Source organism: Burkholderia sp. PvR073, assembly GCF_054055695.1.
On the sequence record NZ_JBSRXO010000001.1, the window covers coordinates 145669 to 161961 of the forward strand.

The window sequence follows — 16293 nt, forward strand, 5'->3', positions numbered from 1 at the left end:
GACGCGTCGAATCGCTCTCCAGCTCGCATTCATGAATGCATTGTTCAGATGACTGGTTCGCATCACGAAACAATCGAATGACGCTCGCGTGATGGAATCGCCCGGTTGCCATCCGGTTACCGGGCCGGAACCCCCACCCCGCCACGTCCTCGTTAGTCGAAATGCCCGACCTCGAGGAAATCCTTCATTTTCAGCAGGTCATTCGGGTCCGACATCTGTCCGTTACGCTCGACAAAGCCGGCAAACGTCGTGCCGTACGTCCAGCCGAGCAGCCGCTGCAGTTCTTCCGGGTAGCGCTTCACGCGTTCAATCGGCAGCGTGAGATACTGGTTTTCTTCCTGCCGGAGGATCGCCAGGTCATACGACATCGTCAGGCCGGTTCTCGGCGCATTGCTGGCGTTCTTTCCGCCACCGTGATAAGTCGAGCCGATGAAGAAAAGCGCATCGCCGGCGGACATCGCTGCGGGAATCGCTTCCTCCTGCCTGGGCATGCGCTCGTCATCCCACTTGTGGCTGCCCGGAATGACCAGGGTCGCGCCGTTTTCCTCCGTAAAGTCGGATACCGCGACCATCACCTGGAAGCGTGCTTCACGCCCATAGTTCGGGTGTCGCCACAGCCATACGGAATCGTCGCGGTGCAACGGCTGCAGGCCTTGGCCCGGCAGTATCTGAATGGCCTGCGTCACGCCCACCTGGATATCGGGTGCGACATCGACCTGGTTTTCGCCGCTCCAGATCTTGATCGGCGTTTGCAGAATGCTGCGCGCGGCGCCCAGGTAGAGCGGATGCAACGCGACCTCGGCCATCCAGTCGGTACGCGCGAACAGACGCGACACGCGCCGCGTCTGCGTCCCGGCAAAGTATTCGTCTACGCCGTTCGGAGCCGACTCGAGCGTATCGAAGAGCGTACGCTGGATACGCGCGAGCAAGTCGGAACCGATGAAATTCTTGACGATCGCACCGCCGTCCTGACGAACCGCGTTCGCCAGATCGTCAGGAGTGCTATCGCTCGAAAGGCGTTGCAACGACATGATGATTTCCTCCAACAAGTATCAATGATTGAAAAGTGCCGCGTATCCGCGTTCACCATCGCCTTGCGCGACGGATGACCGGATGCGCTCGCGTAATGCTTTCAGGATGCGTGGCGGCGACCCTGCATCTTCCTGTGCCTGCCGGAACAGGTCGACCGCCCGCGCGTAGACGTCCAGGCTCGCGCCCCTTGGCTGATAATCGGAAGCCGCCACTGATTCGAACAGGCCTTCGATGAAGTGCGCCTGACCGGCGATGTAGGTGGGAATCAGGCCGCGAATCTCGTCGATCGACATGCCTGAATCCACGACGAACCGGAGACCTTCCAGGAAGGCTGCGCCGGCGCCAAAAACGAACGTGCCCGTCAACCCGGCGTCGAGCACATTCGGTACATCGGGGCGTGTGCCGACGTAGACGGATTGCGGCGCGATCTTTCGAACGACGGACTCGGCTTCGTTCCAGACAGCCTCGTCGCCACCCAGGAGGATGGATGCGCGCTCGCCGCCGATATCGGGCGGGAAGCACTGGATGGTTCCGCTGATGAATTTCGCGCCGGCGCGGCTCACGATTCGATCCAGCGTCAGGACCTCGGACGGACGCCCCGTTGCCAGATTGACGATCGTTTTTCCCTGCAGGCGCTCGCCGAGTTCGTCGAAATCCGCCGCGAGGTCGACCGGCGTTGAAGTCACGATGACGATCACGTCCGCCTGCGCACAGGCAGCCATCGCACTGTCGGCCACCCGTGCGCCCAGCTCGGCCATGAGTTGCGCCTTTCCGGATTTCCTGTTCCAGACGACGACGTCCTCGCCCTGTCCAATCAGCGAGACAGCGATCGCGGATCCCATCGCGCCCAGGCCGAGGACGGCAATCAAATTGCTCATTCGCATACCCTTTCGATGTCGTTTATCACGTTTCCGGGAGGCAGCCCTCACTCAGCCCGGACCACAAGATCATTAGACTTGATCAAATGACCATATCAGCAGGTACGAGTCTTATGCTTCGAAATGACATTGGGAATACGGGGTTTCCATTAGCCGCCCGATGAACGCGTCGAGCGGGCCACCGCAGCGGCGCCGCGCACCGCCGCGCCAGCATCGTCACGCCGTGCGCTGCTTCCCTGCGTGGAGCGCCGCAGTCATGCCCGCCACGAACCGGCGCACCATGTTTTCCACGCCGCGTCCGATGCAACATCCGTGCTCGACGATGCGTTGCGTGGCTTTCCAAAGCCTGCCCATCGTCATGCTAATATCGGGCGATTCGACTACCCGGCGCGGGTAGCATCCTTGAACGAAAACATAAAACGGAGCGCTGGCCTATGCAGCGAGTACGGGCTGAAGTCCGCCGCCAGGACCTCGTGGCGGCGACTGTCGCGGTGATTGCAGAGCACGGTGTGAAGGGCGCCACGACCCGTCGCATCGCCGAAGCGGCGGGGTGCCCGCTTGCTTCGTTGCACTACGTTTTCCACTCGAAGGACGAGCTGTTACTGGCCGTCTACGAATCCTTGATCGACCTGATCCGCTCGGACAGCCCGGACGCGCCCGAGCATGGCAGCCTGGCCGATCTCGCGGAATTCAATCTGCGCTCGGTGATGGCCTGGTTCGAAGCCAACCCGGCCTACGCGAAGACCCAGTCGGAACTGTATACCTGGGCGCTGCGGCATCAGCCCGACGTGGCCGTCGGCGCCCTGCGTATCTCGCTGGAAGGCGCGCGCGCCTACCTTTCCTCCGCCGAGCCACGCCCCGATGCCAAGGCGCTGGATGCCGTCGCGCGACTGACCATTGCCCTGGCCGACGGGCTGCTTTTTTCCTGGTTCGCTCAGGAAGACTCGAAACGCCTGGCGACCGATGTCGATCACGCGAGCAAGATGCTGGCCGCCTATGCGGCAACCCTTTCGGATGCTCGGCCCACTGCGAAGGCCACTCGCAAGACGGCGCGCAAGCAGTAAGCTTCTGCCGCGTCGCCCACGCATTCGCTTCCCGACAACCTCGCTGCCGCGAGGTTCGCATCATCTGGTCGGCACCTCCACGCGGCACGGCGCATGATGCCGACAGTTTCATCCCATGCGCCGCCGCGCCCGCACGCGAGCCCTGCTCAAGGGCGCCCTTGAAGAACCATCGCTCGCGCCCCCGGCGTGGTCAGCGCGACGCGCGTCATCGGCACCGCAGGCATTCCAGACAAATCGCTCCCCCTCTCGCTTCGATCCTCACGGAAACGTGACATGACAGGCGAGCGTCGAGCCTCGCGCACGGGTTTACCTCCATCGACAGCACATGGCCGCCTGCGTAACGTTTTATTGGTCACATGACCAAGTCAACGGAACACGCTTCTCGTCAGCAATTCAATGCAAGCGGGATATTCGCGGAACGAAAACCGGAAGCTGGCCGCCCCATGGACAAACTTTCAAGAAGCCGACATAATTCATCCACGTCATGGTCACTTGACCACGTATCACGAATGAGCGCTACACGCCCACAAGACGTCACTGACGAGGATTTTCGGGTACCGGAGCTTACCAATGGCAAGAATTCGCGCTGCGTTGCGGCGACAAGATTTTGTTGACGCTGCTGTAGAGGTCATCGCCGCGCACGGTGTCGCTGGAGCCACCACGCGGCGCATTGCCCAAGCCGCAGGCTGCCCGCTCGCATCCCTCCATTATGTCTTTCATACCAAGGACGATCTGTTCAACGCGGTGTACGAATCGCTGTTCGATCTTCTCGCGACGAACACTCTCGCTCATGGTGAATTTCAGTCGTTCGGCGAACTCGCCGGATGGCAGTTGCGCAAGACCGTCGAATGGCTCGTTCAGCATCCATCGTACGCGCGAGCGCAATCCGAACTGATCCAGTGGGCAGAACGCCATCGTCCGGATTTCGCGTTGAAGACCTATATCCAGACTGTCGAACGCATGGTCGCCTATATCGGCAAGCAAGCCCCGCACGTCAGCCCTGACGTGATCGAACCCGTCGCCCGAATGAGCATCATCCTGGTCGACGGATTGCTGAATAGCTGGCAGGCCGAACCGAATATCGGCAGGCTGCGGGCGAACCTGGATAGCGCAAGTTCGGCCCTGGAAGCGTTGGCCGCCTCCCTCTCGAACTCGACGGCACGCGCCTGAAAATCGGCGCGGTGCGTCGTTGCACCGAAAGCCGACACCGTGGCAAGGCCGCTACGATGCCCGCCCGCGCAACACCGCGCAGGAAGGCAGCACGCGACATCGTCGCGGCTTCGTAGATAGGCGGCGGCTTGACGCGGGGCGCCCACCCGACATGGGCGCCCGTCGTCGATTCCCTTCAGTTGACCGCATCCGGCACCGCACCGAACATGGACTTCGTCTCGAGAAACTCCTCGATGCCGGCGTAGCCCCATTCGCGCCCGTTGCCGGACTGCTTGTAACCGCCGAACGGCGCCGCGATGTCGACGGCCGCACCGTTCAAATGCACCATCCCGGTCCGCAATTGTCTGGCGACCCGCTCCGCCTGCTCGATCGATTCACCATAGACGTAGCCGGACAAACCGTACGGCGAGTCGTTGGCGATGGCGACGGCGTCCGATTCGTCCCGATAGGGAATGATTACAAGGACCGGACCGAAAATCTCCTCCGTCGCAATCCTCATGCGATTGTTCACGCGGCTGAAGATGGTCGGCTTCACGTAGTAGCCTCTTTCGAGTCCCGAAGGACTGCCGAGCCCGCCCGACAATAGCAGCGCGCCCTCGTCGATGCCCGCCTGGATCATCTCCTGCACCTTGCGATGCTGGCGCCGGTTCGCCACCGGGCCCATCGTCGTGCGCGGGTCGCGCGGATCGCCGACCACGACCTGCGCGCACGCGGGCGCCGCGATCCTTTCCGCCTCGTCGAGGCGATGCGCCGGCACCAGCATGCGCGACGGCGCGGTACAGGTCTGGCCGGAATTGGCCATCATCTGCAGCACGCCATGCGTGACGCCTTGCTCGAAGTTTTGGCTGTCCAGAATAATGTTCGCCGATTTTCCGCCGAGCTCCAGCGTCACCCGCTTGATCGTCGTCGCCGCAGCCTGGGCCACCTCCACGCCCGCGCTCGTCGACCCCGTCAGCGACACCATGTCGAAGAGCGGACTGGAAGCGATCGCCCGCCCGAGGCGCTGCCCCGAGCCCTGCACGAGATTGAAGACGCCGGGCGGCACCCCTGCCTGCTCGAGGATCTCGGCGAGCACGATGGCCGAATACGGTGCATTCTGGCTCGGCTTCAGCACGATCGTGCAACCCGACACCAGCGCCGGTGCGACCTTGCACATGACCTGGTTCATCGGCCAGTTCCACGGCGTGATCAACCCGCACACCCCTACCGGCTCCTTCACGATCCGAGATGTGCGCTGGATGCGATCGAACGGGTATTGCCTGGCGACTTCCAGCGTCGTATGAAGATGCCAGAGCCCCAGCGCCGCCTGAAGCGGACGGGAAATCGCATCCATCGGCGCGCCCATCTCGAGCGTGATTGCATCCGCCATATCCTGCATCCGCTCGGTGTACACACCGATCACGGCCTCGAGCAACTCGAGCCGCTCGACCAGCGGCGTGTTCGAGAATGTGGCGAAGGCATCGCTCGCCGCCTTCGCGGCCCGGTCCACGTCCGCTTCGTCGGAGAACAGCAAAACGCCCGAGACTTCGCCCGTCGCCGGATCGATGATTTCCTGTTCGATCCCCCCGTTCACCGGCTCCACCCATCGCCCGCCGATGAACGCCCGGCGGAGATGATCTGCTTCAAAAATCGCCATCAGCTCGCTCCATGTCAGTTGGTCTCGGGGCACGTCGTCAGTCTTCGGAATCGCCCGGGACGACCGATACTATCGCCTTTTTTGATCATTTGTCCAAGTCATAAGACTACGTAATAATCAGCATTGCCAAAAGCGACGCAGAGTACGACGCTCGTTGCACGTTTGCAGAACGGGCGCGTTGAAGTCTGCCCCGCTGATCGCGGGTCGGTCGCACATCACAGAGGGTTAACCTTCATCGACAACGCATTTTTCGAGCAATACTTTTCTACTACACGGTCATTTGATCAAGTCATGTGGCAGACTTTCAGCCGGATAGCCAGGCAGCAAGCCATCCGCAAAGTAGCGCACCGCGATCCGGTCGCTTTCTGACATCAACGCCGAACGGCAACTCTCCCACGGGAGCGAAAGGTAATTACCATGGCAATCATCCAGGTCCAGCAGATCATGCATGAGCACCCGTTGCATGCTCGTGCACCGCATGAACCCCGCTACGCGGACGGCAGCGCCTTCTGCGACGGCAACTATGTCCCCATCACCGAAGCGACCGTCCCGCTCGTCGACGCCGGCTTCCTGCATGCCGACGCCGCCTACGATGTGGTCACAGTGTCGCGAGGCAACTTCTTCCGGCTCGACGATCACCTCACCCGCATGGAAGAGTCGGCCGCGAAGTTCTTCCTCGAGAATCCGTTCAATCGCGACCAGGTCCGTGAAATCCTGCACAACCTCGTGCGCAACGCCGGCCTGAAAGACGCATACGTGTGGTGGTGCGTCACCCGCGGCCCGCTGAGTGTCGACCGCCGCGACCGCAGCGCGATGAAGAACGCGATGTTTGCGTTCGCGGTGCCGTTCTTCTTCCAGGCGGACGACGAGATCCGCACGCGCGGCTCGAACCTGCTGGTCAGCAAGCGGTACAACCGCATCTCCGCGAAAGCGGTCGACCCGACTGCCAAGAACTTCCACTGGATGGACATGAAGCTTGCGCTGTTCGAAGCGATGACGCAGGAAAAGGACTGGGCCGTGCTCGTCGACGAACACGACAACCTCACCGAAGCGGCCGGTGCGAACATCTTCTTCATCAAGAACGGGGAGCTCCATACGCCTGCAGAAGGCTGCCTGCTGGGTATTACGCGCCAGAGCGTGTTCGACATCGCCGCCGAGCTCGGCCTGAAGGTGAACATCGGCACATACACCGCGACCCAGTTGCGCGAAGCCGATGAAGCGTTCACGTCGTCGTCCGCGGGCGGGATCATGCCCGTCAGCGCGATCGACGATCAGCCGCTCGGCAATCGCAACGGCCCGGGCCCGATCTCCGAGAAGATTCACAACCTGTATTGGGAGAAGCGTTGGGCAGGCTGGCACGCGCAGCCGGCCGAATACTTGTCGTCGGTCGCGGCATAAGCCGACGCCACCCGAAGGTGGCACGCGTACGGAGCCGCGCCGGTCGAGCAGACCGTACCCGGCTTCGGCAAACGAAAGTCAGCTGCATGCAGCACACACCGTCCGGCACGCCATCAGGTGTGCCGGACAACCCGGGCACCGATGCAACACGGATGAACGGGCCGGTTGATTCATGCAAAAGACGGTAAAACGCACGTTTCTATAATTCGCATTACGAATCAATTGCAACGAAAATCGCTACGTTCGCATACATTCGCCTATGCCCAACCCTTTTGACGGGCGCACGTTACCCGGTCAAGGTCAAGGAGATTGATGTGGTCAAGACGCATTCTTTCAAACAATCCGCTTCGCTCGTTCGATCGGCAGCGAAATCGTCGCTTCTCGCTTCCGCAGTCGCGATGACTTTGACCAGCGCGTTTGCGGAAGGGTTGGACTCGTCTCATACGCCGTCCGGCGCCGAGATCGCCGGCACCGCCAGCGGCATTCCCGCTTGGGCGCAGGTCGGCAACGTCGGGCCCGGCTGGACGTTCGGCAAACGCCGCGCGGATTTCTTCAAATACAAGTCCGACAAGCCGCTGTACACGATCGACGCCAGCAATGTCGACAAATACGCGGACAAGCTCAATCCGGGCCAGATTGCATTGTTGAAGAACCTGAAGGGCTTCACGATGCCGGTCTATGCATCGCGGCGCACCTGCGGCGTCCCGGATTTCGTCGCGGAGAACACGAAGAACAACGTGGGCTTCGCCAAGATGTCCGCGGACGGCTCGGAACTCGCCGATGCCCGCCTGCCCGGCTACCCGTTCCCCGCGCCCAAGACCGGCGCGGAAGTGATGTGGAACGCGAAGCTGCATTACCGCGGCGCCGGTGTCGAGATGCGCGACATCATCACCGTCGTCTCGCCGCGCAAGGGTGCGTCCGACTGGATCAAGAACGTGTCGGACGCGTGGATCTACCAGCCGTGGGGCGACAAATCCGGCACGGCGTTTGCGAAGGTCAACCAGGTCGAAGGCAACGCGTACTACGCGTACAAGTCGCCGGCCGCCATTGCCGGCCAGGCCGCGATCTTCACGACCTACGCCGGCAAGCCGACCGAAGTCTTCTACTACTTCCCCGGCCAGCGCCGTACCCGCCGCATGCCGTCGTACGCCTACGACGCACCGCAGATCGGCTTCGACAACCAGTACAACATGGACGAAGCGCTGGTCTTCTCCGGGCAGACCGACCGATTCTCGTGGAAGCTGCTCGGCAAGAAGGAAATGATCGTGACCTACAACGACCTGGGCATGTACGACTTCTCCGACAAATTCGAAGACGCGTATGGCCCGGACTTCGTGAATCCGTCGAAGCGCCGCTACGAACTCCACCGCGTGTGGGTCGTGGAAGCCACGGTCAAGCAGGGCATGCGCCATACCGCGCCGAAGCGCCTGTTCTACGTCGACGAAGACAGCTGGAGCTACCTCGGCGCGGTGGACTACGACGCGCAGGGCAACATCTCGAAAGTCCGCGAGGGCTACATCATTCCGGTGTACGAGACGGGAAGCTGCGACACGCTCGCGTTCGCTCAATACAACCTCGTCGACGGCCGGTACCTCGTGGACGGTTCGATGCTAGCGGCCGGGCGGGACGCAAAGTGGTCGGTCGACTCGTCGGCGGACCAACACTACAAGCCGAGCTTCTACAACGCCGACAATCTTCGCGCGTTGAGCGAGCGTTGACAGGGGCCGACACAAAATGGCTACCCCCTCCTCATTTCAGCCCCGCTGCAGTGTGGCGTTCGTGCGCGCGGCGGTCTCGGCGCTCGTCGCCCTCGGGTGCGGCAGCGCGCACGCCTTCACGTTCACGATCGGCAATGTCGAAGGCAGTTTCGATTCGACGGTGTCGGCGGGCGTCGGGATTCGAACCGCGTCGCCCAGCAGCAATCTCGTCTCGCCGACCTATGACGCGGCCACCGGTGCACCGACCGGTGGCGGCCGGCTCGGTCAACTGAGCGGGCTCTCCGATCAAGGCGACATCAACTACAAGAAGGGCGATCCGTTCACCAGCTATCTCAAGGGCAACCACGAGCTGCTGCTGAAGATGCCGTCGCAGGGGCTGACGTTCATGGCGCGCGGCACCTGGCAATACGACTACTCCGGCACCCGCACGTCCGGCGCGACCAGCGGGCAGGATCTCTTCTACAATCCTGCGCCGAGCCTGAGCGGCGGACTCCCGTCCGATGCCGAGAAGAACATCCGCTTCAAGCCGCGCCTGCTCGACCTGTGGGTCAGCAAGCAGTTCAACGTCGGCGACCAGATTGCGCGTATCCGCGTGGGTAACCAGGTCGTCAGCTGGGGCGAAAGCGTCTGGGAAGTCGGCGGGATCAACGCGACGAATGCGATCGACGTGAATCGCGCTTCGCAGCCCGGCGCGCAGGTCAAGGAAATCATCCTGCCGGCCCCGATACTGAGCGTCGCGTCCGGCCTCGGTCACGGCGTGAACGTCGAAGGGTACGTCCAGAGCAACTGGAACCAGAACTATCTACCCCCCGTCGGCAGCTATTGGTCCAATCAGATCGTCGGGCCAGGCAACAACGCGTATGGCGTGGCCACCGTGCATCCGAAGAACGGCGGGCAGTACGGTTTCTCCGTCCGCTATCAGCCCGCGGGAACGGACCTGAACCTCGGTTTCTATACGATCGCGTACCACGACAAGTTTCCACAGGTGTCGCTGAGCTCGACGGGCGGGACCGTCTTCAGGTTTCCTGAAGACCGCCACATGATCGGTGTCAGCGCGAACTTCCCGGTTGGCGACTGGGCGATCGGCACCGAACTGTCGTACCGTCCGCGCGACGCCGTTCCGCTGAATCCGGCCAGTGGATGCGTCGCGCAAGGCGGCAACTGCTGGGTCGACGAGAAGCGTTTCCAGTGGCACCTGACTACCCTCTACTCGCTCCAGCCGGGCAATTCCGGCGCATTCCTCAAGCTGCTCGGCGCGCAGACCGCCACGCTGACGACCGAGACGGTGATCATTGCCTATCCGGGGCTTCACAAGAGCTATGGCGGCTCGCCGATTTCTCCCGGTGCGCTGCTGTGGGGGAACGAATTCAACGACCTGTTCGCGACGGGCGCACTCAACTCGCCGGGTAGTGCACAGGGCACGAAATACTCCGGCGGGATCGACGTCGATTTCAACTGGGTCTACGACGGCACCGTCATTCCCGGGTGGCAGGTCAATCCGGGGATATACGTCCGGTACGGCCTGTTCGGCAATACGCCGAACGTGAACGCCCAGTTCATGCGCGGCGTGACGGCGATGAACCTGTATGTGAATTTCATACAGAACCCGGCGAACTGGCAGGTCGCGTTGAACTACACGCGCTTCATGGGCCCGACCAACCCGCTGGCCAACCCGCTACGTGACAGGGACTTCGTGGCTGTCGTCGCTTCTCGCAATTTCTGAGGTCAATATGAACCAAACGCCTGTTTCCGACGCAGCCCGACCCGGCAAGCTGCTGAGAATGCTTCATTCGCTGGAAAATGCGCTGTTCGGTCACAGGCGGCTCGTTCTGGGACTCCTGGTTCTGTTCACGGTCGTCATGGCCTCCTTCGCCGTGAAGCTTCGCATGGATGCGGGGTTCGAGAAGCAGCTTCCTCTCGGCCACGAATACACGGAAACCTTCAACCAGTATCGCGGCGACCTGCTCGGTGCCAATCGCCTGATCGTCGTCGTCAAAGCGCGCCACGGCAGCATCTGGACGCCCACCGCGTTGAAGCGGCTCTACGACGTCACGCAGGCGGTCACGTTTTTGCCGAACGTCTCGCGCAGCAGCGTTCAATCGCTCTGGACGCCCAATTCATTCGTCAACGAGATCACCGAAGACGGCTTCCGGGCCGACCCGCTCATTCCCGGCACCGTGACGCCGGATCAACTCGACGGCAACACGGTCAGCGCCATTTCGCGCTCGACTGCGCAGGGCGGTTTCGTCGGCAATCTCGTGTCTCGCGATCAGACCAGTGCGATGGTCACCGCGGACCTCAACGAGCTGGACGCGAAAGGCGAGCGGATCGACTACGTCGCATTCGACCGTGCGCTCGAATCGCAATTGCGATCGAAGTTCGAAGATGCGAACTACGAGGTCCAGATCATCGGCTTCGCGAAACAGATCGGCGATATCGCGAACGGTGCGTCGTCCGTCCTGAAGTTCTGCGCGATCGCGCTGCTGCTGACCGCATTGGCCGTCTACTGGTACTGCCGCTCGGTCCGCCTGACGATTCTGCCGCTCACCTGCTCGCTCGTCTCGCTCGTCTGGCAGTTCGGCACGCTGCATCTGCTCGGCTATGGGCTCGACCCGCTGGGCGTGCTGGTGCCGTTCCTCGTGTTCGCGATCGGCGTGTCACACGGCGTCCAGCAGATCAACTTCATCGTTCGTGAGATCTCGCACGGGAAGTCCGTCGAGCAGGCCGCCCGATCCAGCTTCAGCGGGCTGCTGATTCCCGGAACGCTCGCGCTGGTGACCGCATTCGTGTCCTTCGTCACGCTGATCCTGATCCCGATTCCGATGGTTCGTGAGCTCGCGATCACCGCTTCGCTCGGCGTCGCGTACAAGATCGTCACGAATCTGGTGATGCTTCCGTTGGCCGCGTCCCTGCTCAAGGTCGACCCCGGCTATGCGAAGAACGCCGAGCTGCATGCCGCCCGCCGCGGCCGCGTGCTGCGCGTGCTCGCGAAAGTCGCGGTTCCCCGCAACGCGGCGATCATCCTGCTGGCCGCCGTCGTGGTCTTCTGCGTGGCCGCGTGGGAAAGCCGCGACCGCGTAGTCGGCACGCTGCAGGCAGGCGCGCCGGAGCTGCGCGCGGATGCCCGCTTCAACCAGGACTCGGTGTCGATCGCATCGAGCTATGACGTCGGACTGGACTGGATGTCCATCGTCTTCGAGGCGCCGCCGCAGTCGTGCAACAACGTGGAGATCGGTGCGTATCAGGATCGCTTCGTCTGGTCGATGCGCGCCGTTCCCGGCGTATTGTCGGTCGTGTCGTTTTCTTCGCTGCTGCGTCAATACAACGAGGGGTACAACGAAGGCAACCCGAAGATGTCGGCGATCCCGATCGATCCGGACAACTATTCGTCACTGGCCGGCGAGGTGGCCCGCACGCCGGGCGTCATGCGCAAGGACTGCAGCATGACCGCGGTGAACATCTATCTGGCCGACCACAAGGCAACGACGATCAATCAGGTGATCACCGCCGCGAAGCATTTTCGCGACACGAACAAGCTGCCTGGCGTGAAGATCCGGCTCGCGTCCGGAAACGCCGGCGTTCTCGCCGCGGTCAACGACGAAATCGAGCGCAGCGAGCTGCCGATGATGCTTTACGTGTACGCGACCATCGTGTTGCTCGTGCTCGTCACGTACCGCGACCTGCGCGCCGTGCTCGCCTGCTGCCTGCCGCTGACGATCGGCACGTTCATCGGGTACTGGTTCATGAAGGAGCTGCAGATCGGCCTGACCGTCGCCACGCTGCCGGTGATGGTGCTCGCGGTCGGCATCGGTGTCGATTACGCGTTCTATATCTACAACCGGCTGCAACTGCATCTCGCCAACGGCGTGGGAATCGTCAAGGCGCTCGAACAATCGATCCTCGAGATCGGCACGGCGACCATCTTCACGGCCATCACGCTCGCGATCGGCGTGGCCACCTGGTCGTTCTCGGAGCTCAAGTTTCAGGCGGACATGGGCAAGCTGCTGGCATTCATGTTCATCGTCAATATGGTCATGGCCATGACCGTGCTGCCCGCCTTCGCCGTGTGGCTCGAGCGCCTGTTCCCGAGACGCCGGCCCGCGCGCGCACCCGGCCTGCTCGCTCATTGAAGAAGAGGATTCCATGCTCATGAATCACAAGATGCGCGCCATTTCGGCTGCTATCGTCGTCGGCGCAACACTGCTGGGCGGCATGCAATGCGCGGTATCCGCACCGGAACTCAAACCCGTGCCGGCCGTCCAGTCGAGCATTGCGACGCAGTCGGCCGTGCTGGATGCAACGTGGGCGGGGCAGCGGGTCGTGAGCGTCGGTGCGAACGGCATCATCCTGCTGTCCGACAACCGCGGCGCGACGTACCGCCAGGCCAAGGCCGTACCCGTGAGCTCGACGCTGACGTCGGTCAGCTTCATCGACGCCAACACGGGCTGGGCCGTCGGCCACTGGGGCGCGATCCTGAAGACCACCGACGGCGGCGAGACCTGGCAGATACAGCGGTTCGCGACGACCGAGGATCGTCCCCTCTTCGGCGTTCACTTCGTCGATGCGAACCACGGCGTGGCCGTCGGGCTCTGGTCGCTGATCCTCGTCACCGACGACGGCGGCAAGACCTGGACGAAAAAGGAACCCGTTCTTCCGAACGGCAAGAAGTCCGACCTGAACCTGTTCGGCATTTTTTCGAACGGCAACGGCGATATTTTCGCGACCGCCGAGAAAGGGCATCTCCTCGTGTCGAAGGACAAGGGTAATACGTGGGAGACGATCGAGACCGGTTACAAGGGCTCGTTCTGGTGCGGCGTCGCGCTGCCCGACGGTGTGCTGCTGGTCGGCGGACTGCGCGGCACGTTGATGCGAAGCGACGACAACGGCCACACCTGGTCACGCGCAACGCTCGATACCCGGAATTCGATCACCGCACTCACGTCCAGCGGCTCCACCGTCCTGGCCGTGGGTGTCGACGGGTTGCAGGCGCAAAGCGCCGATGACGGAAAGACATTCAAGCGCATGCATACCGACACCGGGACGACCTATACGGCCGCACTCCCGTCGCCTGGCGACAAATGGCTGGTTTTCTCTCGCGACGGGGCGATCTCGCGGTAACCACTCGATGTCCGATCGGCGCAGCGGGCCGCGATGGAAACGCGCGGCTCGCTGCGTCGACGTCGTCCCACCCCGGGACGGATGGTGTGATCATCGCGTAACGGGGCGCGTGTCGCTGATACGGGACGAACCCGACGGGGAAGCGGCATGTGGACGAAGTGCGGTCTGCATGCCGCGCGAAGCTTACCGCTGATGGGATCGAACGACGACCCATCCTCCTGTCAGCCGTGTTTTCGAAGTCGATCTCAGGCGTGGTGCACGCGCATCCGGTACCCCACGACTCTCCGCTTTCTCCGCAGCCGGTGTTCCTTGGCGAACGCACTTGAACGACGACGAGTCGCGCGAAATCGCGTGGCGGCCACTTCCGCGTAGACTGGCCGCGCAAGGGTCACGCGCCGATCGCGGTTGATCGGCTGAGCGATGAGTTGATGGGCCTGACGACAGCGAACGTTGCAGCGCATCCGATGCTGCCGCAACGTCCGTGTTCGATCACGGCTTTCGTGCCGACGCATGCCGGCGCGAAAAGGGACCGGTCAAACCCCGATTCCGGCTTTCACTGCGGCATGGCCGCCGGGAAATCGCGAGATCCCCCGCATCAGATCCGACGCTTTCTCTCCGATCATGATCGTCGGCGCGTTCGTGTTTGCCCCCACCAGCGTCGGCATGATCGACGCATCCACGACACGCAGGCCCTCCGTGCCCCGTACGCGCAATTGAGCGTCGACGACGGCGAGCGCGTCGTTCCCCATGCGACACGTTCCCACCGGGTGGTAAACGGTGTCGGTCCGCTCGCGCAGCAGCGCGCGTATGTCTTCGTCCGAGCGCGACCGGGACGCATACAGATCTTCCGTCACGAACGCCGACATGGCCGGCGCCGCCATCAACTGCCGCGTCAGCTTGTATCCCTCGACGAGAACGTCGAGATCGTCCCTGTGCTCGAGGAATGCCGGGTCGATCAGCGGCGCATCCAGCGGATCCGCGCTGCGCAGCTTCACCGATCCGCGGCTCTTCGGCCTCAACACGCATACGTGACAGGAAATGCCGTGTCCCAGATGCATTTTCCGTCCGTGATCGCTGACAGGGCCGACGACAAAGTGCATCTGCACGTCCGGCCGCTCGAGATCGGCACGCGTCTTCAGGAACGCGCCGCCTTCGGCAAAATTGGTAGTGAGCGTACCGCTGCGCGATTTCCGGTATTGCCTGATGTCGGCCAGTGTCTTGATCCCGCCGCGTACCGATACGCCGAGCGCATCCAGGCTGTTCGTCTTGTAGCTGACGACGAAGTCCGGGTGGTCCTGCAGGTTCTGCCCCACACCCGGGAGATCGGCCACGACGTCGATCCCGTGACGCTGAAGTTCATCCTTCGGACCGATACCGGACAGCATCAGCAACTGCGGCGACTGAAATGCACCCGCGGAAAGGATCACCTCCTTTTTCGCCCAGACCGTCTCGACATTCCCCGCACGGGTGACTTCGACGCCCACGGCCCTGTTGCCGTCGAACACGATGCGCCGGACCTGCGCATTGGTTTCCACCGTCAGATTGCCGCGCGCGTTCATGTGCGGAAACAGATAGGCACGCGCGGCACTCCAGCGTTCGCCATTCTTCTGGGTCACCTGATAGATGCCGACGCCTTCCTGCTCCGCACCGTTGAAGTCGTCCGTGATGGGCAGGCCGCACTGCCGTCCGGCCTCCAGCCAACGCGCCTGAAACGGATTGTCCGTCCTCAGGTCGCTCACCCAGAGCGGGCCGCCGCGCCCATGCCAGTCATTGCCGAGGCGCTCGTTATGCTCGCTTCGCTTGAAATACGGAAAGACGTCGTTCCAGCCCCAGCCTTCGTTGCCGAGCGCGGCCCAGTCGTCGTAGTCGGCATGATGGCCGCGCGTGTACACCATCGCATTGATCGCGGACGATCCGCCCAATGCCTTGCCGCGCGGCTGATAGCCGCGCCGCCCCTGCAGCCCTTTCTGCGGCACGGTTTCGAACGCCCAGTTGTTCAGCCGGGACGGGATCATCAGCACCAGGGCGGCCGGCACGTTGATCGGCCATCCGTTGCCGGTGCCGCCGGCTTCGAAGAGGCAGAGCGTCGCATCGGGGTCTTCGGTCAGGCGCGAGGCCAGCACACTGCCTGCCGAGCCGCCGCCTACAACAAGATAATCGAATGAGTTCTTCACGGGTCTGTGTCCTGGATAGATGCCTGAGCGCTTCACAAGCAACTACCTGATGCATCGATTCCACCGCTCGCGTCGCAGCTCCCTCGAGCCGTTGTGCGGTCGGCC

General features: G+C 62.6%; 12 protein-coding genes. 7 read left to right on the forward strand and 5 right to left on the reverse strand.

Features of this window, described 5'->3' with window-relative positions; translation table 11 throughout:
- Positions 1-152 precede the first annotated feature (152 nt).
- The 3 genes from ACVK00_RS00640 to ACVK00_RS00650 form a co-directional block, all read right to left on the reverse strand.
- Positions 153-1031, reverse strand: a complete 879-nt coding sequence (locus ACVK00_RS00640) for a phytanoyl-CoA dioxygenase family protein (RefSeq protein ID WP_284893848.1) — start codon at positions 1029-1031, stop codon at positions 153-155.
- Between the two features lie 21 nt (positions 1032-1052).
- Entirely contained in the window at positions 1053-1910 is an 858-nt protein-coding gene (locus tag ACVK00_RS00645; protein WP_228909565.1) for an NAD(P)-dependent oxidoreductase, read from the reverse strand.
- Positions 1911-2126: 216 nt separating this feature from the next.
- On the reverse strand, positions 2127-2270 hold the full coding sequence (locus ACVK00_RS00650; RefSeq protein ID WP_228909564.1) for a hypothetical protein: 144 nt from the start codon (positions 2268-2270) through the stop codon (positions 2127-2129).
- Positions 2271-2344: 74 nt separating this feature from the next.
- Here ACVK00_RS00650 and ACVK00_RS00655 point away from each other — a divergent pair, with 74 nt between their 5' ends.
- Entirely contained in the window at positions 2345-2974 is a 630-nt protein-coding gene (locus ACVK00_RS00655; protein WP_228909563.1) for a TetR/AcrR family transcriptional regulator, read from the forward strand.
- Positions 2975-3544: 570 nt separating this feature from the next.
- Entirely contained in the window at positions 3545-4144 is a 600-nt protein-coding gene (locus tag ACVK00_RS00660; protein WP_228909562.1) for a TetR/AcrR family transcriptional regulator, read from the forward strand.
- Between the two features lie 175 nt (positions 4145-4319).
- On the opposite strand, the gene ACVK00_RS00665 is transcribed toward ACVK00_RS00660, so the two are convergent.
- Positions 4320-5780: an aldehyde dehydrogenase family protein gene (locus ACVK00_RS00665; RefSeq protein WP_284893847.1), complete on the reverse strand. Its 1461-nt coding sequence runs from the start codon at positions 5778-5780 to the stop codon at positions 4320-4322.
- A 417-nt stretch (positions 5781-6197) separates the two neighbouring features.
- Between ACVK00_RS00665 and ACVK00_RS00670 the strand changes: the two genes are divergently transcribed.
- The 5 genes from ACVK00_RS00670 to ACVK00_RS00690 all read left to right on the forward strand — a co-directional run bounded on the left by ACVK00_RS00670 (position 6198) and on the right by ACVK00_RS00690 (position 14014).
- Entirely contained in the window at positions 6198-7178 is a 981-nt protein-coding gene (locus ACVK00_RS00670; RefSeq protein ID WP_284893846.1) for an aminotransferase class IV, read from the forward strand.
- Positions 7179-7576: 398 nt separating this feature from the next.
- Entirely contained in the window at positions 7577-8896 is a 1320-nt protein-coding gene (locus ACVK00_RS00675; RefSeq protein ID WP_228909559.1) for a DUF1329 domain-containing protein, read from the forward strand.
- A 16-nt stretch (positions 8897-8912) separates the two neighbouring features.
- Positions 8913-10619, forward strand: coding sequence for a DUF1302 domain-containing protein (locus ACVK00_RS00680; RefSeq protein ID WP_284893845.1), 1707 nt, complete (start codon positions 8913-8915; stop codon positions 10617-10619).
- 7 nt (positions 10620-10626) lie between these two features.
- Positions 10627-13026: an efflux RND transporter permease subunit gene (locus ACVK00_RS00685; RefSeq protein ID WP_228909557.1), complete on the forward strand. Its 2400-nt coding sequence runs from the start codon at positions 10627-10629 to the stop codon at positions 13024-13026.
- A gap of 19 nt (positions 13027-13045) precedes the next feature.
- Positions 13046-14014: a WD40/YVTN/BNR-like repeat-containing protein gene (locus ACVK00_RS00690; RefSeq protein WP_284893844.1), complete on the forward strand. Its 969-nt coding sequence runs from the start codon at positions 13046-13048 to the stop codon at positions 14012-14014.
- A gap of 533 nt (positions 14015-14547) precedes the next feature.
- Here the strand turns inward: ACVK00_RS00690 and ACVK00_RS00695 are convergent.
- On the reverse strand, positions 14548-16188 hold the full coding sequence (locus ACVK00_RS00695) for a GMC family oxidoreductase (RefSeq protein WP_284893843.1): 1641 nt from the start codon (positions 16186-16188) through the stop codon (positions 14548-14550).
- Positions 16189-16293 lie beyond the last annotated feature (105 nt).